Consider the following 19,050-nt stretch of genomic DNA (forward strand, 5'->3'; position numbering starts at 1 on the left):
CCTTGCCGAACACCCAAGCCCAGTGGATGAAAACGGACCGGCCGCTACGCGTTGAACCGCTCGAATTGGAAATCGCGCAACCTTTGCCCGACGTGTGCCCCGGGCATGGTCGCCCGGCGGTGTCCCGAAGCGCGGTGCGAGCCTGCTTTTACGACACCGACCTGCATCCTCGCTTCCATAGCTCGAACTTGCCGCGAGACATGGCCAAGACACTCGTGTCGCCGACAAGATTTGGCATCTCGCCTGTTTCGACGATCGTCGTCGGAGATTGGCCCGTCTGTGACCGATGCGTTCGCACCGCCCGGCGGTACCGCTGGCTCGCCCGTTCGCTGCTGCTTCTGATGGCCGTCAATCTCGTCGCCGTGGTGATAGTCAGCGTGGCGAACATCGATCCTCTGCTCGCCCCGCTGGTACTCGCACTGTTCCCAGGTTCGCTTCTGGGTCTGGTTCTGGTCGTTCACCTGTTCAACAAGAGTGTTCAGCGGGTGACCTACCGACCCATCTATGACGAGAGGTTCGCCTTCGTCCAAGCTCACCCTCGCTTCCGTGCGGCGATCGAACAAGATCCGCGCTATCACCCTCCGCTCGGTGCGGATCCCGACAGGCCGTGATCAGTGCAGTGGTGGGGAGAGGCGCCAGCTCTGCTGAGCTGTTGGGCGCTTGGTCGCCGTCGGATAAGCTGACCGGGCCCGAGTGGGAACCGAGGGGGATTCTGTTGCGTCCTATCCTGTGAGGGCTTGTCGGCGCTGGATGTCAGGAGGGGTATGCGGGCCATGGGGATGTCGAAGAGGTTCGCGGTGCGTCTGGCTGTTGGTATGGCCGCGGTGAGTTCTGTGCTGGCGGGTTGCACGTCGACCGTTGGCGGAAACGCGACGGAGGAGGGGAGTAGTCCTGTCTCCCACAACGAGTCGGTTCCGCTGTTCAATCCGTGTACGGATCTGTCGGATGAGGTGTTGCGGGGGGACAAGTTGGATCCTGCGACGAAGCACGTCGATGTGGACAGTGGCGATCCAATGGGATGGTGGAAGATCTGTAACTGGCGATCAACCGAGGGGCCGTACGCCGTCGGTATCTTTTCGACCCGCCGCACGGTTGCCGAGCGTCGGTCGAATGAGCAGAATTTGATCCTGGACGACGTGGTCATCGGATCACGCGCTGGGCTGACGTCTACCGAGAAGAACGACCCCGACAAGCTGAGTTGCTATGTGAGCGTTCCTGCTGCGCAGGGAATGTTCGAGTTGGGAATCCACTGGCGATACGGCGAACGTCAGTCGTTGCCGCAATCCCCACCCTGTGATTTGGCGATTCGGCATATGCGGTATTTCGAGCCGTTCTTGCCGAAATGATGCTTATTTTTGTCGGTTTCGGCTGGCCACAAGGCGTTGTCGGGGCCAGTCGATTCGTTTGTGGTCCATGGTCCGGATCGTCTGAGGGGGTGTCTGATGGCAGACGGGAATGACCCTGCAGTCACGCAGAACGCGAGTTCTATGGAGGGTGCGCTCGCGCAGTGGCAGCAGTACAAGCAAAAGGCTGAGTCCGGCGAGTTTCGGATGGATGCGCAGATCGGTGACGCGTTGCGCGGACGTGCTCAGACCATGCTGGACGGTCTCGAAGGGGTGCTTCTGGTAACCGCGAAGCAATTGGGCCGGATCGGCGGCTTCGGAACTTTGCCCTCCGCCGAGGCATTGCAAGCGAAATTCGAGAACAAGGCAGTCAACGACTCCGACTCTGCGGTTAATCAGTTGAAGAAGCACATCGATCTCGTCACGTTGATGCGCGATACCTACGCCTTGTCGATTCGCAAGCTTTCGGACACTGATCAAGCAAACGCCGGTCAGTTCAACAACATGGATGTTTAAGCAGACGTAATGGGTACTCCTCCGCACGAGTGGTTGGCCAACATCGCTAGCTATGGCGTTCCGCCGATTGCAGTTGGGCGCCACGTGTACAACTTCTTCCACGCGCGTTCCGAGGCTCAGACGCAAGAAGAGAACTTCAATGATCGGCAGTCCAAAGCTCAGAATCAATGGGATACCGATCGGCAGTTCGTCAACAAGACATGGTCGGATCTGCAGTCACAGTACGAGGGTCGATACGCGGACCGAGTCATAGTGGGAGACAAGAAGGAATCGTTCCTTTCTCAGTCTCACGAGTGGATCTATAACCACTTGAAGGGCGTCAACCAACCCGAGATCAACGAGGCCGCCAACAGTTGGCGCGACATGGTTCGCGAAGCCGAACGCCTCGTCAACGACTTCTCCACCGGCGTGCAACGCGACATCGACGACTTCATGGAGGGAAAGACCGCCAACGCGGTCGTCGAATCCACCAAGTCCTACGCGGACGAGATGAAGAAGCTGATCGTCACTTTCAACATGGTCGCCCGCGGGCTCGATCTCACCGAGGGGTATCTGACCCAGGCGCAGCAGACCGTCGACGAGCCGCACAGCCTGTCGTTCGTCGATCAAGTGATCGGTCACATTCCCGGCAACGGGGTTTTCAAGAGCGCCCAGTACCGCGCCGACGAAGCCGAGAATCGGGTGCGCGACTTCATGGATCGGGTGTATCAGCCCGGGGTCGTGGACGAAGTGGACCCGTACACGCCGATCCTGCCCGAGCCGAAGAGCAAGGTCGACGACAAGAAGGACGAACCGGTAATCCCCGGACCTGGTCCGGGCCCCGGTCCAGGTCCTGGTCCCGGCCCGGGACCAGGACCGGGTGATCCGGGCACCGACGACCCGACGGACACGGAAACCCCCGAGTACCCGACGACGGACGACCCGCAGAGCACGACTCCGCAGAGCACGACTCCGACGACTCCCACCTCGACCACGCCGGCCTCCACCACGCCCGCCGCGACGGTTCCCGACACCAAGCTGCCGAATACGGGTCTGCCGACGCCTTCTGGGCCGGGCCCGGGCCCGGGGGCTCCCGGGCCGGGTGTGCCGACGATCCCGTCGCCCGGGCGGTCGGTGCCGGGTGGGAACGTGCCGGGGCAGTCGGGGCCGTCGGGCGGGTTGGCCAATAGCCGCCCGGCGGGCAGCGGTCGGCCGGGTATGCCCGGCATGGGTGCGCCGACGGCTCGCGGCAAGGGTGACGACGACGATGAACACAAGACGCCCGACTATTTGATCTACGACCATGGAGACGAATTGCTCGGGTCTCAGCCGCCCGCGCTTCCGCCGGGTGGAGTGATCGGCGGATGAACGAAAACCATTGGCGTCTGGATGGTTTCATGTTCCAGCTGGCGCTGGAGGCGTTCGGGCGTGACCGGCTGCCGTATCCGTTGCGCTACACGGTCGAGGGCGTCGAGGCGCACGACGACTACCTACGTGCGCGCGCCGAAGCCGGGCAGCGACTCGGCCGGATCGCCGATCATCGCCTGCACGGCGCGTTGCAACTACTGCTCGAGCCGCAAGTCCGCGTCGAAGTGCACGGCTTCTTCGGGCGCGATTTCGCTCAGGTCGTTCGCATACACGCAGGCGTGGACGGTGATTGGGCGACCGTCGCGGTTCAGTTGCCGGGGCCGACCCAGCAGTACGGCCGCGACGTGCTGCTCTGGCACTGTCCCGCTCGAGCCGTCCCTCGGCATATCGTGGCCAATCTACCGAGATGCGCGGAAGGTCGGCATTCCCCGATCCGGGGACGCCGCTCCGATCTGGGCCGCATGGATTACGCGCAGCACCCGACCCGCTTGTCCCACACCGAGGAATTGAACCGCATTCTGCGGCGTCCCCGGTCCGGTCTCGGAGAGATCACCGTCTATCGGGGCGCGGCGTACGACAGCAGGCCGACGAACGACGGCCGTGGGTTCCATTGGCTGGATTACCTTCCCGCGGACGGCAGGTACCTGCTCTATCACCAGGGCGGTGAGGATTTCACCGTCACGCCCGGTGGCCCCGAGGAGATCGAGCGTCAGTTGACCACCCTGATCGAGTCGACACACCGCCCGGTCGCCCGTCGCTGGTGAGGTCCGCCAATCGGTGATCCAGCAGGCTCGACACCCACCGGCCGAATCGAGCGGATTCGTTCGGCAGCGGTCAATTCTGGTTCGGCTGAAGGACGAGCATCGTGGTAGCCCCGTGGTGGAATTCGTAGTGGGTGGGGCGGAGGGTGGTTGGGATTCCCTTGTCGTGGAGTTCGTTTCGGAGGTGGGCGACGAGGTCGTCTTGGTGGCGGCCGGTGTGGTCGACGAGGGGATAGAGGCGGGTTTCGCCGTGGGTGACGCGGGAGAACTCGAGTAGGGCGGCGAGGTGGAAGTCGGCGTCGAGGCGGTCGGCGTAGGTGAAGAGCAGGTGGGAGCTCAGGGTGAGGTCGAAGCTGTTGTCGTGGAAAGGGAGTGCCGGTAGCTGGGCGGCGACGTAGCGGTCCGGGTGAGCGGTGAGGTCGGTGCCGAAGCGAGTTGCGGCGGACAGCCTGACGGCCTGGAGGTGGTCCGGGTCGTCGTAGAAGTCCCAGCGGTAGCGGCCTTGATGTGCTCCGGCGTAAGCACTTCCGCGTTCGGTCTCGGAGCGGGCGAGCTCGCGCAGTTCGGCGGCGGGTCTGGCGTAGATGGGGTCGGCGGCGGTGACCCGGGCGCCGAGCGCGGCGGCTTCGGCGGCGAAACTCGCTGCGCCGCCGGGACAGTCGAGTACGCGGCGGCCGCGCAGGTCGGTGTCGGTGAGTTCGAAGATGGCGCGATACTCGGCCAAAGATCTTGCGCTGATCAAGAATTCACCGAGGGCGTCGGTTTCGGTGGGGTGCTTCATCTGGAAACCGTCTCATACGCCGAGGTAGCACGAGACCGAATTTGCGCCGGACGGGAATTTTGGCGATATCCCCGCGCCGCGTGCAGGGCTTGGCGCGGGGATCGCCGATACATTCGGTGCGGGAATTGGGGTTCACCGAAGTACCACCGACCAATTTACTTCCACGCGGAATCAACGTCGGCTGTTTGTGAGCGGTATCACAGTTTGGTTGCGTGCCGTCAGATTGCGCTCGCCGTAAGCCGTTTCAGCGCCTTCACGACCACCTCGGGGTCCGCGGTCTCCCAGTACGGCGGGAGCGTCGCCCGCAGATAACCCCCGTAGCGCGCGGTGGCCAACCGGGAGTCGAGGATCGCGACGACGCCGCGGTCGTCCACACTGCGCAGCAGCCTGCCGGTGCCCTGGGCGAGCAACAGCGCCGCGTGATTGGCCGCGACGGTGAGAAAGCCGTTGCCGCCGCGGGATTCGACCGCGCGCTGCCGGGCCGCGAGCAGCGGGTCGTCGGGCCGTGGGAACGGAATGCGGTCCAGGATCACCAGACTCAGCGACGGACCGGGCACGTCGACGCCCTGCCACAGCGACAGGGTGCCGAACAGTGAGGTCTCCGGATCGTCGGCGAACTTGCGCACCAGCGCGCCCGTCGAATCCTCGCCCTGGCACAGCACCGGGGTGCTCAAGCGGTCGCGCAGCGCGTCGGTGGCGGCGCGGGCGGCGCGCATGGAGGAGAACAGGCCCAGGGTGCGTCCGCCCGCCGCGTCGATCAGGCGCTCGATCTCGTCGAGGTAGGCGGGCGGCAGGCCGTCGCGGCCCGGCGGCGGCAGATGCTTGGCGACGTAGAGGATGCCCGACTTGGCGTGGTCGAAGGGGGAGCCGACGTCGAGCGAACTCCAGCGCACGGTTTCGGTGTCGGACGGCGCTTGCGCGCCGTTGGCCGTCCCGGTGTCGGGGCGGTTCGCGGACTGCGCGGGCAGGCCCCAGGTGACCGCGAGCCCGTCGAAGGATCCGCCGATTTGCAGGGTGGCCGACGTCAGCACGACGGTGGCGGTGCCGAACAGCCGCGAGCGCAGCAGCCCGCCCACCGACAGCGGCGCCATGCGCAGCGTCTTGCGCGGCACGCCGCCGCGCGCGTCCTCGGCCGCCAGCCAGATGACGTCGCGCCGGGACGCCGGATCGGGTTCGTCGAACGCGGTGAGCGCGCGGACGGCGCTGTCGTGCACCTCATCGATCGCGGCAACCGCCAGGGTGCGGGCGGCCGCCGTGTCGGGATCGCCCTGCGCGGTGCTGCTGCCGGGCGGCGCGAGCTCGGTGCGGGCGTTCCACGCGGCATCGCGCACCAGGGCCAGCACCTGCGCGACACCGTCGGGCATCGTGTCCCAGCGGGCGGGCGGCAACGCGTCGAGTACCTCGTGCCAGGCCTCGGCCGCCCCTTCGAGCCGGTCCAGCTCGCGTTCGTCGATGAGCTTGGCGCAGCGGCGGGCGGCGGCGCTGATCGCGGTCGGCGCCAGCTCGGCGGTGGCCACCCCGGTGACCCTGTCGACGAGCTCGTGCGCTTCGTCGATGACGACGACATCGTGTTCGGGCAGCACCTGGATGCCACTGATGGCATCGATGGCGAGCAGCGCGTGGTTGGTCACCACCACGTCGGCCTGTGCCGACTCGGCGCGGGCGCGCTCGGCGTAGCAGTCCTGGCCGAACGGGCAGCGTGATTTGCCCAGGCACTCCCGCGAGGACACGCTGACCTGGCGCCAGGCACGGTCGGTCACGCCCGGCGCGAGTTCGTCGCGATCGCCGGTCTCGGTGTTGGAAGCCCAGTCGTTGAGGCGCTGCACCTCGCGGCCGAGGCGGGAGATGGCGAACGCGTCGAACAGCTCCGCTTCGGCGGGCTCGTCGGGAATGGCGCTGTTGATCTTGTTGAGGCACAGATAGTTGTTGCGGCCCTTGAGAATCGCGAAGCGGGCCGGACGGCCGAGCGGCTTGGCCAGCGCCTCGGCGAGGCGGGGGAGGTCCCGGTCGACCAGCTGGCGCTGTAGCGCGATCGTCGCGGTCGACACCACCACCGTGCGCCCGGTGCGCACCGCGTGCCGCAGGCTCGGCACCAGGTAGGCCAGCGACTTGCCGGTGCCCGTCCCGGCCTGCACGGCCAGGTGTTCCTTGGTGTCGATCGCGTGGTCGACGGCCGCCGCCATCGTCACCTGCCCGGCCCGCTCCTTGCCGCCGAGCGCGCGCACGGCGGTGGCCAAAAGATCGGAGACTGGAGGGAGTTCGGGCACGCGTGCAGCCTACTGCTCGCCACCGACACGGTTCACCGGTCGGGCCGGACGAAGTCGTCCAGGTTGGCGCGTGCGTACTCCAGCACGCGTTGCTGGAAATCGGCGGGCTCGTTGGCGTCGTAGAGCGCGTCCGCACGGTTCTTCCGAGAGCTGTCCGGCGGCTGCCTGATCTGGTCGGGGTTGTCGAGCACGGCGTACTCGTCGTCCCAGAGCCGATCCAGTTCGGCGTCGTCGTGCGATTCCGCGAGCGCCTCGTATCCGGCGACCACCACCGCTGCCGCGAGCCCCGGCATACCCGCGGCCCGCAGCGCGCCGGGGAGCCAGGGGAGTTCGTCGGCTCGCCGCGCGAGGTAGTGACCGAAGCCGCCTTCGCCGACGTGGTCGTCCAGCGCTGCGAGCACCATCAGGTTGGCGAAGGCGGGCGGCAGCGCGGTGCGGTGACGGACCGGATCGGCGCGCAATTCCTCGGTCGCCGGGTTGGACCAGAAGACGATATCCGCGGCGCGGGCGATGTCGTCGGCATCGGCGAGCGCACGGGCGACGGCGGCGCGAGCGCTCGCCGGAAATCGGTAATCCACGGGGGTGGACCTTAGACCGGCAGCTCCCCGGCGATCTCGATGCCCGCGGTCCGCATCTCGTCGATGGCCTTGCCGGTCGTCGCAGGCGCCACCCCCGCGGTCAGCCCGAGCAGCACGCGTGTCTGGAATCCGGCCGACCTGGCGTCCAGCGCGGTGGCGCGTACGCAGTGATCGGTGGCGATGCCGACCACGTCGACGGTGTCGATGTCGTGTTCGCGCAGCCACTCGGCGAGGATGACGCCCTCGGCGGTCGCGCCCTCGAAACCCGAATAGGCGGCGGAGTATTCGCCCTTGGAGAAGACCGCCTGGATCGGCGCGGTGTCCAGATTCGGGTGGAAGTCGGCGCCGGGAGTGCCCGCCCGGCAGTGCGGGGGCCAGCTGTCCACGAAGTCCGGGTCGGCGGAGAAGTGCGGGCCCGGGTCGACGTGATAGTCGCGGGTCGCGACGACGGCGGCGTAATCGCTGGTGGCCGCGTGGTCGCTGATGCGGTCGGCGACCGCGGCGCCACCGTCCACGGCCAGCGAACCGCCTTCGCAGAAGTCGTTCTGCACGTCGACGATGATCAACGCCCGGTTCATCTCATGACACCTTTCGCGTGATGTAAACGAAGACTACCCCGCCGGTGATTACCTCTTGCCGCCTCGTCTCACGCGGCGAATTCGGTTCGTACGGAGGAATCATGAGCCCTGTAGTGAAGAGGTGCGCCGGGATAGGCATCGGGTCCGGCGCGGGTTACACCGCCGCGTCGCTGGCCATGAACGGAGACTGGCCGAGCGGTCTCGAATGGGCCGTCGTCGCGGCCGGTGGAATCCTGGTCGGCGTAATCGCGGCGCTGATCGTCTTGCTGCTCGCCACGTTCACCGCCGCGAAGCGCTGATCACCCGGCAACCGCCGCCGCTCCCCAGCCGGCGCGCCAACCGGACCCAAGGTGACCTTCACCGCGCCTGACACGGTGAAGGTCACCTCGGGTCGGTGCGGAGCATTGGCCAGCTCGGCGCAACCCTGATCGGCTCGCGGAAGTCTGATCAGCCCACGAACGTCGTCGGAATGGCGGGCTCGCCGTCGGAGAGCTTGAGGCCTTCCCACGGCAGGCTGATCAGCCCGCTGGACACCAGCGCGCGCGCCTCGGCCAAGGTCGGCAGCCCGTCGACGACTTTGCCGTCCCGCACCAGCGGGACCAGCAACTGCCGCGCCTCGAACTCCCCGGACGCGGGCGCGGGACCGCTCGCCGGATAGACGATCTCCTCGACGACGGTGCCGGTGTCGCGCGCCAGCCGAACGGCTTTCTTGGTGCCGCCGCGCGACTCCTTGTGGCTGCTGCGCTTGGCGACCGGCAGCCCGTCCACTTCCACCAGCTTGTAGACCATGCCCGCCGTCGGCGCACCCGATCCGGTGACGAGCGCGGTGCCGACGCCGTACACGTCGACGGGTTCGGCGCGCAGGGCGGCGATCGCGTTCTCGTCCAGATCGCCAGAGACGATGATGCGGGTCTTCTTCGCGCCGAGCCGGTCGAGCTGATCGCGCACCTGCCTGGCCAGCACGCCCAGATCACCGGAATCGATACGGACACCACCCAGTTCGGTGCCCGCGACCTCGATCGCGGCGGCCACGCCCCTGGTGATGTCGAAGGTGTCGACCAGCAGGGTGGTGCCGACGCCGAGCGTCTGCACCTGGCTGCGGAAGGCGGCGGCCTCGTGCGCACCGTCGGCGCCGCTGTGCAACAGCGTGAAGGCGTGCGCGCTGGTGCCCGCGCCAGGCAGTCCGTAGCGGCGCACCGCTTCCAGGTTCGAGGTGGCGTCGAAGCCCGCGAGATAGGCGGCCCTCGCCGCCGCGGGCGCGGCCAGTTCGTGGGTGCGCCGCGAACCCATCTCGATCATCCTGCGGCCCGCGGCGGCGCTCACCATGCGCGCCGCTGCCGAGGCGATCGCGCTGTCGTGGTTGAGGATCGAAAGGACCAGCGTCTCCAGCAGGACACACTCGGCGAAGCTGCCGCGCACCGAAAGGACCGGCGAACCCGGAAAATACAGCTCGCCCTCGGCGTAGCCGTCGATGTCGCCGGTGAACCGATAGTCGCGCAGCCAGTTCAGGGTCCGCTCGTCCAGGAATTCGGCGACGATCGCCAGCTCCGATTCGCCGAACCGGAAGTCCGCGAGCGCGTCGAGCAAACGTCCGGTTCCGGCGACGACGCCGTAGCGGCGGCCGTGTGGCAAGCGCCTGGCGAATACTTCGAAGGTGCACGTGCGATGCGCGGAGCCGTCGGCGAGCGCGGCGGCCAGCATGGTGAGTTCGTACTGGTCGGTCAGCAGCGCGGTGCTGGCGACGCCGTCGCGGTGGTCCACACCGGCCACTGTAGCCAGCGGGACTCGCGGGGCGGGCGGTGCGCGGGTGTTGTATCTCCGGAGTCGAGTCGTACCCTGGACGTTATGAGCTTGTGCGAAACGAACTCGACACTGTCGGCGGCACAGGCGACTCCGGAAGCGGTCGAGTACACCGAGATCCTGGAGGCGGAGGACCGTCCGTGGGTGACCGTGGTGTGGGATGACCCGGTCAACTTGATGCACTACGTCACCTACATTTTCCAGAAGCTTTTCGGGTACACCAAAGCCAAGGCGACCGAATTGATGCTGCAGGTGCACAACGAAGGGAAGGCTGTGGTGTCGTCCGGATCGCGCGACAAAATGGAGCACGACGTCCGTCGACTGCACGCGGCAGGCCTGTGGGCGACCATGCAGCGGGACGACTGATCGGTACGACTACCCTGGCGCTCGTGCGTGAACGGAGCAGGCGCGGTGCGTAAGTGGAGCCGCAAGAACTCGCTGAGCGGCCTCAAATTGCGGACCGAAATGGACGCGAGAGAGGCCGGGGTACTGCGCTCCCTGGTAGGCGCGGTGTCCGGGCTGCTGGCCGAGCGATCGCAGTCCGCGCCCGAGGACGAACTGGCCGCGCTCACCGGCCTGCGCACGGGCAACACGGCCCCGCCGGACGATCCCAGGCTGTTGCGGCTGCTGCCGGACTTTCATCGCGCCGAGCCGGGTTCCCCCGACGCCGAGCGCGCCGACCTGAACAGCGCCCTGCGCGGCCTGCACGAGCCGGAGATCATCGACAGCAAGCTGGCCGCGGGCTCGGTGGTGCTCGACACCGTCCCGCCGGACGGCGGCAAGATCGTGCTCACTCCGGAACAAGCCGACGCGTGGCTCACCGCGCTCACCGACGTCCGGCTCGCGCTGGGCACCGTGCTGGGGATCGAGGCCGACACGCCCGACCATCTGGATCCCGATGATCCGCGCGGTCCGCACTTGGACGTCTACCACTGGCTGACCTGGATGCAGGACACCCTTCTCCAGGCGCTCGCGCCCTGACCATGAACGCGGTCCCTGGCCCACGCGATTCGCTCACCGACGTCGCCGGTCTCCTCGTCGGCCACCATCACGCCCTCGACCCCGACGCCACCCTCGGATCCGGCTCGGCCACCGGCTGCACGGTGGTGCGCGCGCCGGGCGGTGCGGTCGCCTCCGTCGACGTGCGCGGCGGCGGACCCGGCACCCGGGAGACCGATCTGCTCGACCCGGCCAACACCGTTCGCCAGGTCCATTCCATCCTGCTCACCGGCGGCAGCGCCTACGGCTTGGCCGCCGCCGACGGCGTCATGCGGTGGCTGGAGGAGCACGGCGAAGGCATTCCGATGGACCCCGAGGACGCCGACCGCGTGGTGCCGATCGTGCCGGGCGCGGTGATCTTCGATCTCCCGGTCGGCGACTGGTACGCCCGGCCGACCGCCGAGTTCGGCTACCGCGCCGCCGCCGCGGCGTCCGCCGATTTCGAGCGCGGTTCGGTCGGCGCGGGCGTCGGCGCGCGCGCCGGATCGATCAAGGGCGGTATCGGCAGCGCGAGTCTGGTGCTCGGCGACGGTCCGGCCGCGGGCGTCACCGTCGCCGCGCTGGTGGTCGCCAACCCGGTCGGGTCGGTGTTCGATCCGCGCACCGGTCTGCCGTGGGGTGTCGGCACCGACGGACCCGAGCGGTTCGGTCTGCGTCCGGCCAGTCCGGAGCGATTGGCAAGGGCGAACGCGTTGCCGGTGAAAGGCACGGTCCTCAACACCACGATCGGCGTGGTCGCCACCGACGCGCCGCTGGAACCAGCCGCATGCCGCCGCATGGCGGCCACCGCGCACGACGGACTCGCCCGCGCGATCCGGCCCGCGCACTCCCCGCTCGACGGCGACACCTTGTTCGCCGTGTCCACCGGGACCGCTCGGATCCCGGCCGTCCCGCTCCCGCCCGCCTTCCCGGCCGACCTGCTGCTCCTCGACGCCCTCTGCACCGCCGCCGCGCTGTGCGTCGAACGCGCCATCGTCGACGCCATCCGCACCGCCACTCCCGTCGCGGGCATCCCCACCTACACCGAACTGTTCCTGGACTGACCCCGCGCGCCTTCCGCCCTGCCACACAACGACTCGCCGTGCGACACGCCGTACCGCTGACCAGAACCTGTGCTCCGGCGAATCCGGGAAACGAGGACCGGGGGACGAGGCGGCGGGAATAGGCGAATATTCTGGCTCGTTGTCGGCTGTGACCGGTCGGCGAAGATATGCGGAAGGGTTCGACTAGTGCTGGTGATCAGAGCCGACCTCGTGGAGGCGATGGTGGCGCACGCCCGCGCCGACCACCCCGACGAGGCCTGCGGGGTCATCGCGGGCCCGGAGGGATCCGATCGGCCGGAGCGATTCATCGCGATGGTCAACGCCGAACGCTCGCCGACCTTCTACCGCTTCGATTCCGGCGAACAGCTGAAGGTGTGGCGCGAGATGGACGCGGCCGACGAGGAGCCGGTGGTGATCTACCACTCGCACACCGCCACCGAGGCCTACCCCAGCCGCACGGACATCTCCTACGCGTCCGAGCCCAACGCGCACTACGTGCTGGTCTCGACCCGCGACCCCGAACAGCACGAGCTGCGCAGCTACCGGATCCTGGACGGCGAGGTCACCGAGGAACCGGTGCGGATCGTCGCCTCCTACGAGACCGCCTGACCCCGAGCCCTGACGAAAACCGAGGAGTACCCATGTCGGTAACCGTGTCCATCCCGACCATCATGCGCGGCCTCACCGGAGGCGAGAAGCGCGTGCAGGCCGAGGGCGCGACCCTGTCCGCGCTGATCGACAACCTCGACGCCAACCACCCCGGCCTTGCCGAGCGCCTGCTGAAGGACGGCAAGCTGAACCGCTTCGTCAACATCTACGTCGACGACGAGGACGTCCGCTTCTCCGGTGGTCTGGCCGCCGAGGTGCCCGCGGGCGCGAGCGTCACCATCCTGCCCGCAGTCGCCGGTGGCGCGCGGACGCACGTCGACCGGATCAGCTGAATCCGTGGCCCGCTATGAATCGCTGATCGCGACCCTCGGCAACACCCCGCTGGTCGGCCTGCGCACGCTGTCCCCGCAGTGGGACGGCGAGAATCACGTGCGGCTGTGGGCCAAGCTGGAGGATCGCAACCCCACCGGGTCGATCAAGGACCGCCCCGCCCTGCGCATGATCGAGCAGGCCGAGGCCGACGGTCTGCTGCGGCCCGGCTGCACCATCCTCGAACCCACCAGCGGCAACACCGGCATCTCGCTGGCCATGGCGGCCAAGCTCAAGGGCTACCGGCTGGTGTGCGTGATGCCGGAGAACACCTCGGTGGAGCGGCGTCAGCTGCTCACCATGTTCGGTGCGGAGATCATCGATTCGCCCGCGGCGGGCGGCTCCAACCAGGCGGTGGCCAAGGCGAAGGAGATCGCCGCGGCCAACCCCGACTGGGTGATGCTCTACCAGTACGGCAATCCCGCCAACGCGCTGGCCCACTACGAGACCACCGGACCAGAGCTGCTCGCGGACCTGCCCGAGATCACGCATTTCGTCGCGGGTCTCGGCACCACGGGCACGCTGATGGGGACAGGGCGCTTCCTGCGCGAGAAGGTCCCGAACATCGAAATCGTCGCTGCCGAACCGCGATACGGCGAACTCGTCTACGGCCTGCGCAACATCGACGAGGGCTTCATCCCCGAGCTGTACGACGAGACCGTGCTGACCACCCGCTTCTCGGTCGGCCCGTTCGACGCGGTCAAGCGCACCCGCGAATTGGTGCTCGAGGAGGGCATTTTCGCGGGCGTCTCGACCGGCGCCATCCTGCACGCGGCGCTCGGCGTCGCCCGCAAGGCGCTCAAGGCGGGGACGCGCGCCGACATCGCGTTCGTGGTCGCCGACGGCGGCTGGAAGTACCTGTCGACCGGCGCATACGACGGCACGCTGGAAGAAGCGGAGGAGCGGCTGGAAGGCCAGCTCTGGGCTTGAGCGGCCGGGTCGGCGGCTCCGCGTCGGTACGCTCGAAGGACGAGCTGTGGCATCGATCAGGAGGTTGCCATGACCGGCGGACTCGGGCCCTCGTTCGACCCGGATCGCATCGCGGCCTTGCGGGCGCGGCTGGGTGATCCCGGCACGGTGACGCCGGGTGCGGCGCCGACGCGACCGCAGCCCGCCCGGCGAGCGGGCGACTTCGCGGCGCTGAGGCAACTCTGGCTGCGGGCAGGCGCGCTGATCGCCGGGTTCGTCCTGCTGCTGTACGCCATCGAGGGCGTGGACGCCGTCGACAGCAGCGAGCTCGACCGAGCGGGCATCGAACCGCGCGAGGCGGACGGCCTGTGGGGCATTCTCTGGGCTCCGGTGCTGCACGGCGGCTGGGATCACCTGATCGGCAATACCGTGCCGGTGCTCGTGCTCGGCTTCCTCGTCCTGGCGGCGGGGATCGGACGCGGACTGGCGGCGACGGCGCTCATCTGGGTGGTCGCTGGGGTGGGCACCTGGCTCACCGGCGCCGACGGCACCGTGCACATCGGTGCCTCTTCGCTGGTCTTCGGGTGGCTCACCTTCCTCATCCTGCGCGGCTGGTTCACCCGCAGCGTCGGGCAGATCGTGCTCGGGCTCGTCGTCTTGGTGCTGTACGGCTCGCTGCTCTGGGGCGTGCTGCCCGGGCAGAACGGAATCTCTTGGCAGGGGCACCTTTTCGGCGCGATCGGCGGTGTCGTCGCGGCGTGGTTGCTCGCGCCGCGGCAACGGCGCGCCGTGCCGCCCGCGGTCGCCTGAGACCACCCGGAATCTTTTGGTGTAACCGTGATTTCGCGGGTGCTGCGTGAGCCGCCCTGCGGCTGGGTACGCTCTGACAATGGACGTCGACGCCGTAGGAAGGATCGAGCGGGGATCCTTGGCTCACCACGGTGAGAGCGCAGCCCGTCGGAGATTTTGGGGGACCATTTCGTGACCGAGAATTCGTCGTGGCAGCATGAGGGCATGCGCCTTACCGTCCTCGGGTGCTCGGGCAGTGTGTCCGGCCCGGACTCCCCAGCGTCGGGATACCTGCTGACCGGCCCGGATATGAATCCGACCGTCATCGATTTCGGCCCGGGCGTGCTCGGCGCGTTGCAGCGCTACGCCGATCCCGGTGAGGTCGACGTCCTCCTGACCCACCTGCACGCGGACCACTGCCTCGACCTGCCCGGTCTGCTGGTGTGGCGGCGCTACCACCCGACCCCGCCGGTCGGCCGGGCCATCGTGCGCGGCCCCTCCGACGCCGCGCTGCGCATCGGCAACGCCTCGGCCGAGGTCGGCGGCGAATGCGACGACTGGTCCGACGTGATCGACATGCGGCCGTGGGTCGAGGACGAGCCGATCGAGTTCGGCCCTGGCCACACCGTCGTCGCGCGACGGATGTACCACCCGCCGGAGTCCTATGGTCTGCGTATCACCACCAAGGCGGACCGCACCTTCGTCTACACCGGCGACACCGCGATGTGCGACGCCGTGCAGGAGCTCGCGCAGGGCGCCGACGTCCTCATGTCGGAGGCTTCCTGGACCCACGATCCGGCGAATCGTCCACCGGGCATCCACCTTTCGGGCACCGAGGCGGGTCAGATCGCGGCGCGCGCGGGCGTGAAGGAACTGCTGCTGACCCACATTCCGCCGTGGACCTCGCGCGAGGACGTCATCGCGGAGGCCAAGGCCGAGTTCACCGGCCCGGTGCACGCCGTCGCGCCGGGGGAGACCTTCGACATCTGACGGGTCGCCGGGGTTGCGGTCGGAGCGCGTGGTAGTCGTCCACTAGGCTGGCCCCGTGTCGAGACGAGCCGATGGCAGGGCGGACGATGAACTCCGCGAGGTACGGATCACCCGTGGATTCACCACGCATCCAGCCGGTTCGGTGCTGGTGGAGTTCGGTCAGACCCGGGTGATGTGCACGGCGAGCGTCACCGAGAGCGTGCCGCCGTGGCGGCGCGATTCCGGACTCGGCTGGCTCACCGCCGAGTACGCGATGCTGCCCGCGGCCACCCACACCCGCTCCGGTCGTGAGTCGGTGAAGGGCAAGGTCGGTGGGCGCACCCAGGAGATCAGCAGGCTGATCGGCCGCTCGCTACGCGCCTGCATCGACCTGGCGGCGATCGGCGAGAACACCATCGCCATCGACTGCGACGTGCTCCAGGCCGACGGCGGCACCCGCACCGCGGCCATCACCGGCGCGTACGTGGCACTCGCCGACGCGGTGACCTGGCTCGGCGCCTCCGGCGGCTTGGCCGATCCGCAGCCCATCTCGTGCGCTATCGCCGCGGTGAGCGTCGGCGTCGTCGACGGACGGGTGCGGCTGGATCTGCCCTACGAAGAGGATTCGCGCGCCGAAGTCGACATGAACGTGGTCGCCACCGACACCGGAACCCTGGTGGAGATCCAGGGCACCGGCGAGGGCGCCACCTTCCCGCGCTCCACCCTGGACAAGCTCCTCGACGCGGCGCTGGCCGGCTGCGAGCAGCTGTTCACGGTGCAGAAGGAGGCGCTGGCGCTGCCGTACCCCGGACTGCTGCCCGAGCCGGTCGAGACGTCGAAGAAGAAGTGATGAGCCGCCGCGTTCTGGTCGCCAGCCGCAATGCCAAGAAGCTGAAGGAACTGCGCCGCATCCTGGACGAGGCGGGCGTCGCCGGGGTCGAGATCGTCGGCCTGGACGACGTGCCCGCCTACGACGAGGCGCCCGAGACCGGCGCGACCTTCGAGGAGAACGCGCTGGCCAAGGCCCGCGACGGCGCGGCCGCCACCGGATTGCCCTGTGTCGCCGACGATTCCGGTATCGAGGTGGACGCGCTCAACGGCATGCCCGGCGTGCTCTCGGCCCGCTGGGCGGGCAGGCACGGCGACGACGCCGCCAACAACGCGCTGCTGCTGGCTCAGCTGAGCGACGTCCCCGACGAGCGGCGCGGCGGGCGCTTCGTCTCGACCTGCGCGCTGGTGGTGCCGGACGGCACAGAACTCGTGGTGCGGGGCGAATGGCCTGGCACGATCGCGCGGAAACCGGTGGGGGAGGGCGGTTTCGGCTACGACCCACTTTTCGTTCCGGACGGCGGGTCGGTCTCGGCCGCTCAGCTCACGCCCGCGGAGAAGGACGCCGCCTCGCACCGCGGCCGGGCGCTGCGGCAGTTGCTGCCCGCGCTGGCAGCGCTCGCCGAGGACTAGCCACTGGGGGCCGCGGCGATCAGACGCCGAAGTCGTTCTTGACCTGCTTGGCGTTGGCGTGTTCGACGAAGAACGACAGCAGCGGGACGGTGCCCGCGATGAGGGTGCCGATGGTGCGGCCGATCGGCCAGCGCACCTTGACCGCGAGGTCGGCGGTGGCGATCAGGTAGATGAAGTACACCCAGCCGTGCACGACCGCGATCCAGCTGGGCGGGTTGGCGTCGAAGCCGTACTTGGCGATCATCTCGCCGGTGAGCAGCAGCAGCCACAGACCGGTGGTCCAGGCGAGCACCCGGTAGCGCAGCAGCGCCGAGGCGATCTTGGCGGTGTTCGCCGTCTTGGCCTGCGCGGGAGCGGTCTGGGGCTCGGTGGCGACGGTGGTCTCGTTCTCGCTGGCGCTCAACCGGCGCTCCTCTCGGTATCGCGGGTGTCCAAGCCCGCCTCGCGAACCTGGTCGTCGAGCTCCTTGGAGTTCAGCGACGCCAGGTACCTGTTGTATTCGGCGAGCACCGGGTCGTCGTCGCGCGCGGCCTTCGGACGCTCCGGCAGGATGCCTGCCGGAATCTCCCGGGGCGCGGCCTTCCGCACGGTCTCCGTCCGCTGCGGCGCGGCGCTCGGCGTGTGCTGCTCCTCGGCCTCGGTCTCCAGTCGCACGAACCGGAAGTAGGCGAACACCGCGAAACCCGCGAACAGGGGCCACTGCAGCGCGTATCCGAGGTTCTGGCCGGTTCCGCTGGAGGACTCGAATCGTTCCCACTGCCACCAGCCGAGCGCCAGGCAGGCGAGGGCGGCCACGACCACCAGCACGATCAGGGCCGGGCGATTGTGTGCCGAGCGGCGGGGAGAAGCGGACACGCCTACTACGGTACCCGTCTACTACAGGGTGCGTAGGAGCAGGTCGACGCTCGGCACTCCCCGCCGCGCGCGCCTCAGAACTTGTACGTGACCCCGGTCATCCGCTCGGATTCCGTCCAGAGCCGGCGCTGCAATTCGGGGTTCTTCGACAGCTTGGAAGACGGCGAGGGCTGGACCGGTCCCTGGCTGCCGAACAACCGGGTCGGACCCCAGTAGATGTCGGGATCGGGGTCAGGCATCCCGGCGGCGAACAGTGTCGAGTGGGCGGCCTTGGCGGGCGCGTGCCCGATCAGGCGGATGAACGGCTTGCTGACCCGGTCGAGCGGCGTCTCCGTCCTGGCGAACAGGTCGGTGGCCGAGACACCCGGGTGCACCGCGTACGAGCGCTTCTTCGAGCCGGACTCGGCGAGGCGGCGCTGCAACTCCCGCGCGAACATCAGGTTCGCCAGCTTTGCTTGCGCGTACGCGAGATTGCGCTGGTAGCGGCGGTTCTCGTAGTTGAGGTCGTCGATCCACAGTTTCGGTGTCTGCTTGTGCGCGATGCTCGCGAGCGTGACCACCCGGTCCCGGATGCGATCGAGCAACAGGCCGGTCAGCGCGAAGTGACCGAGATGGTTGACGCCGAACTGGGTCTCGAAGCCGTCCGCGGTCCGGGAGAACGGGATGTTCATCAGGCCCGCGTTGTTCACGAGCACGTCGAACTCGTCGGACCGCTCGGCGAACGCGCGCACCGAGGACAGGTCGGCGAGATCGAGCGCGGCGACCCGGACGTCACCGGGGATCGCGGCGGCCACCTCCTCGGCTTTAGCGGCATTGCGGCAGGCCATCACGACGGTCGCGCCTTTGGCGGCCAGCACCTTGGTGGTCTCCGCGCCGAGGCCGCCGTTCGCGCCGGTGATGACAAAAGTGCGCCCGGTCTGGTCCGGGAGTTCGGTAGGTTTCCACGCCATGGGCCAACCTTACTCTGGAGTAAGTTCGGAGGGAAGGAAGCGCGCACACCCGCTGGGGAGAATATCGGCCCAGACAGTTGCACGGGCATTGCCGCGCCGGGATTCGGTGACGTCCACACCTTATGG

The 19,050-nt window shown here is 68.3% G+C and carries 24 protein-coding genes; 16 read left to right on the forward strand and 8 right to left on the reverse strand.

The window, feature by feature from the left end:
• The 5 genes from FB390_RS26790 to FB390_RS26810 form a co-directional block, all read left to right on the forward strand.
• Positions 1-611, forward strand: a 611-nt coding sequence (locus tag FB390_RS26790) for a hypothetical protein (RefSeq protein ID WP_221639421.1), incomplete at its 5' end; no start/stop codon positions are given.
• Positions 612-737: 126 nt separating this feature from the next.
• Positions 738-1,346: a DUF3558 domain-containing protein gene (locus FB390_RS26795; RefSeq protein ID WP_141812050.1), complete on the forward strand. Its 609-nt coding sequence runs from the start codon at positions 738-740 to the stop codon at positions 1,344-1,346.
• A gap of 96 nt (positions 1,347-1,442) precedes the next feature.
• Positions 1,443-1,859 carry a hypothetical protein gene (locus tag FB390_RS26800; protein ID WP_141812051.1) on the forward strand — a complete coding sequence of 139 codons (417 nt, stop codon included), beginning with the start codon at positions 1,443-1,445 and terminating at the stop codon, positions 1,857-1,859.
• A 309-nt stretch (positions 1,860-2,168) separates the two neighbouring features.
• Positions 2,169-3,206: a hypothetical protein gene (locus FB390_RS26805; protein WP_141812052.1), complete on the forward strand. Its 1,038-nt coding sequence runs from the start codon at positions 2,169-2,171 to the stop codon at positions 3,204-3,206.
• Positions 3,203-3,970 carry an ESX secretion-associated protein EspG gene (locus FB390_RS26810; RefSeq protein ID WP_141812053.1) on the forward strand — a complete coding sequence of 256 codons (768 nt, stop codon included), beginning with the start codon at positions 3,203-3,205 and terminating at the stop codon, positions 3,968-3,970. The genes FB390_RS26805 and FB390_RS26810 overlap by 4 nt, the downstream gene beginning before the upstream one ends.
• Positions 3,971-4,040: 70 nt before the next feature.
• On the opposite strand, the gene FB390_RS26815 is transcribed toward FB390_RS26810, so the two are convergent.
• The 4 genes from FB390_RS26815 to FB390_RS26830 form a co-directional block, all read right to left on the reverse strand.
• Positions 4,041-4,748: a hypothetical protein gene (locus FB390_RS26815; RefSeq protein WP_246124389.1), complete on the reverse strand. Its 708-nt coding sequence runs from the start codon at positions 4,746-4,748 to the stop codon at positions 4,041-4,043.
• Positions 4,749-4,966: 218 nt separating this feature from the next.
• On the reverse strand, positions 4,967-7,015 hold the full coding sequence (locus tag FB390_RS26820; RefSeq protein ID WP_141812054.1) for an ATP-dependent DNA helicase: 2,049 nt from the start codon (positions 7,013-7,015) through the stop codon (positions 4,967-4,969).
• Positions 7,016-7,047: 32 nt separating this feature from the next.
• The gene (locus tag FB390_RS26825; protein ID WP_141812055.1) at positions 7,048-7,593 is read right to left on the reverse strand and encodes a DMP19 family protein; all 546 of its coding nucleotides are present in this window, start codon (positions 7,591-7,593) and stop codon (positions 7,048-7,050) included.
• Positions 7,594-7,604: 11 nt separating this feature from the next.
• The gene (locus FB390_RS26830) at positions 7,605-8,171 is read right to left on the reverse strand and encodes a nicotinamidase (protein ID WP_141812056.1); all 567 of its coding nucleotides are present in this window, start codon (positions 8,169-8,171) and stop codon (positions 7,605-7,607) included.
• 101 nt (positions 8,172-8,272) lie between these two features.
• Here FB390_RS26830 and FB390_RS26835 point away from each other — a divergent pair, with 101 nt between their 5' ends.
• Complete coding sequence (locus FB390_RS26835) at positions 8,273-8,470, forward strand: hypothetical protein (RefSeq protein ID WP_141812057.1); 198 nt, start codon at positions 8,273-8,275, stop codon at positions 8,468-8,470.
• A gap of 148 nt (positions 8,471-8,618) precedes the next feature.
• Here the strand turns inward: FB390_RS26835 and FB390_RS26840 are convergent, their stop codons facing one another.
• A complete protein-coding gene (locus tag FB390_RS26840) occupies positions 8,619-9,932 on the reverse strand; it encodes a nicotinate phosphoribosyltransferase (protein WP_141812058.1) in 1,314 nt (437 codons plus the stop codon).
• 84 nt (positions 9,933-10,016) lie between these two features.
• Between FB390_RS26840 and clpS the strand changes: the two genes are divergently transcribed.
• The 10 genes from clpS (at position 10,017) to rdgB (ending at position 17,119) form a co-directional block, all read left to right on the forward strand.
• Positions 10,017-10,337 carry an ATP-dependent Clp protease adapter ClpS gene (gene clpS, locus FB390_RS26845; RefSeq protein ID WP_141812059.1) on the forward strand — a complete coding sequence of 107 codons (321 nt, stop codon included), beginning with the start codon at positions 10,017-10,019 and terminating at the stop codon, positions 10,335-10,337.
• Between the two features lie 45 nt (positions 10,338-10,382).
• Complete coding sequence (gene aosR, locus FB390_RS26850; protein WP_141812060.1) at positions 10,383-10,952, forward strand: oxidative stress transcriptional regulator AosR; 570 nt, start codon at positions 10,383-10,385, stop codon at positions 10,950-10,952.
• A gap of 2 nt (positions 10,953-10,954) precedes the next feature.
• Positions 10,955-12,013 carry a P1 family peptidase gene (locus FB390_RS26855; protein WP_141812061.1) on the forward strand — a complete coding sequence of 353 codons (1,059 nt, stop codon included), beginning with the start codon at positions 10,955-10,957 and terminating at the stop codon, positions 12,011-12,013.
• Between the two features lie 186 nt (positions 12,014-12,199).
• On the forward strand, positions 12,200-12,622 hold the full coding sequence (locus FB390_RS26860; RefSeq protein ID WP_141812062.1) for a M67 family metallopeptidase: 423 nt from the start codon (positions 12,200-12,202) through the stop codon (positions 12,620-12,622).
• Positions 12,623-12,654: 32 nt separating this feature from the next.
• Positions 12,655-12,954, forward strand: a complete 300-nt coding sequence (locus tag FB390_RS26865; RefSeq protein WP_141812063.1) for a MoaD/ThiS family protein — start codon at positions 12,655-12,657, stop codon at positions 12,952-12,954.
• Positions 12,955-12,958: 4 nt separating this feature from the next.
• A complete protein-coding gene (locus FB390_RS26870) occupies positions 12,959-13,921 on the forward strand; it encodes a PLP-dependent cysteine synthase family protein (protein WP_141812064.1) in 963 nt (320 codons plus the stop codon).
• Positions 13,922-13,990: 69 nt separating this feature from the next.
• Positions 13,991-14,710, forward strand: a complete 720-nt coding sequence (locus FB390_RS26875) for a rhomboid family intramembrane serine protease (RefSeq protein WP_141812065.1) — start codon at positions 13,991-13,993, stop codon at positions 14,708-14,710.
• A 204-nt stretch (positions 14,711-14,914) separates the two neighbouring features.
• Complete coding sequence (locus FB390_RS26880; RefSeq protein WP_141812066.1) at positions 14,915-15,679, forward strand: cyclic nucleotide-degrading phosphodiesterase; 765 nt, start codon at positions 14,915-14,917, stop codon at positions 15,677-15,679.
• Positions 15,680-15,734: 55 nt separating this feature from the next.
• The gene (rph, locus tag FB390_RS26885) at positions 15,735-16,508 is read left to right on the forward strand and encodes a ribonuclease PH (protein WP_141812067.1); all 774 of its coding nucleotides are present in this window, start codon (positions 15,735-15,737) and stop codon (positions 16,506-16,508) included.
• On the forward strand, positions 16,508-17,119 hold the full coding sequence (gene rdgB / locus FB390_RS26890; RefSeq protein WP_141812068.1) for an RdgB/HAM1 family non-canonical purine NTP pyrophosphatase: 612 nt from the start codon (positions 16,508-16,510) through the stop codon (positions 17,117-17,119). Before rph ends, rdgB begins: the two co-directional genes overlap by 1 nt.
• Positions 17,120-17,138: 19 nt before the next feature.
• Here rdgB and FB390_RS26895 read toward each other — a convergent pair whose 3' ends face one another.
• The 3 genes from FB390_RS26895 to FB390_RS26905 all read right to left on the reverse strand — a co-directional run bounded on the left by FB390_RS26895 (position 17,139) and on the right by FB390_RS26905 (position 18,924).
• Positions 17,139-17,522: a DUF3817 domain-containing protein gene (locus FB390_RS26895; RefSeq protein WP_141812069.1), complete on the reverse strand. Its 384-nt coding sequence runs from the start codon at positions 17,520-17,522 to the stop codon at positions 17,139-17,141.
• Positions 17,519-17,974, reverse strand: coding sequence for a transcriptional regulator (locus FB390_RS26900; protein WP_141812070.1), 456 nt, complete (start codon positions 17,972-17,974; stop codon positions 17,519-17,521). The genes FB390_RS26895 and FB390_RS26900 overlap by 4 nt, the downstream gene beginning before the upstream one ends.
• A gap of 74 nt (positions 17,975-18,048) precedes the next feature.
• Entirely contained in the window at positions 18,049-18,924 is an 876-nt protein-coding gene (locus tag FB390_RS26905) for an oxidoreductase (protein WP_141812071.1), read from the reverse strand.
• Positions 18,925-19,050 lie beyond the last annotated feature (126 nt).

The organism is Nocardia bhagyanarayanae, assembly GCF_006716565.1.
GTDB lineage: Bacteria > Actinomycetota > Actinomycetes > Mycobacteriales > Mycobacteriaceae > Nocardia > Nocardia bhagyanarayanae.

Bases quoted from the DNA above. Each gene is read 5' to 3' on its own strand.
- FB390_RS26815 (WP_246124389.1), bottom strand. From the start codon at position 4,748: ATGAAGCACCCCACCGAAACCGACGCCCTCGGTGAATTCTTGATCAGC.
- FB390_RS26830 (WP_141812056.1), bottom strand. From the start codon at position 8,171: ATGAACCGGGCGTTGATCATCGTCGACGTGCAGAACGACTTCTGCGAA.
- clpS (WP_141812059.1), top strand. From the start codon at position 10,017: ATGAGCTTGTGCGAAACGAACTCGACACTGTCGGCGGCACAGGCGACT.
- FB390_RS26855 (WP_141812061.1), top strand. From the start codon at position 10,955: ATGAACGCGGTCCCTGGCCCACGCGATTCGCTCACCGACGTCGCCGGT.
- FB390_RS26810 (WP_141812053.1), top strand. From the start codon at position 3,203: ATGAACGAAAACCATTGGCGTCTGGATGGTTTCATGTTCCAGCTGGCG.
- FB390_RS26835 (WP_141812057.1), top strand. From the start codon at position 8,273: ATGAGCCCTGTAGTGAAGAGGTGCGCCGGGATAGGCATCGGGTCCGGC.
- rdgB (WP_141812068.1), top strand. From the start codon at position 16,508: ATGAGCCGCCGCGTTCTGGTCGCCAGCCGCAATGCCAAGAAGCTGAAG.
- FB390_RS26800 (WP_141812051.1), top strand. From the start codon at position 1,443: ATGGCAGACGGGAATGACCCTGCAGTCACGCAGAACGCGAGTTCTATG.
- FB390_RS26865 (WP_141812063.1), top strand. From the start codon at position 12,655: ATGTCGGTAACCGTGTCCATCCCGACCATCATGCGCGGCCTCACCGGA.
- FB390_RS26905 (WP_141812071.1), bottom strand. From the start codon at position 18,924: ATGGCGTGGAAACCTACCGAACTCCCGGACCAGACCGGGCGCACTTTT.
- FB390_RS26880 (WP_141812066.1), top strand. From the start codon at position 14,915: ATGCGCCTTACCGTCCTCGGGTGCTCGGGCAGTGTGTCCGGCCCGGAC.
- FB390_RS26875 (WP_141812065.1), top strand. From the start codon at position 13,991: ATGACCGGCGGACTCGGGCCCTCGTTCGACCCGGATCGCATCGCGGCC.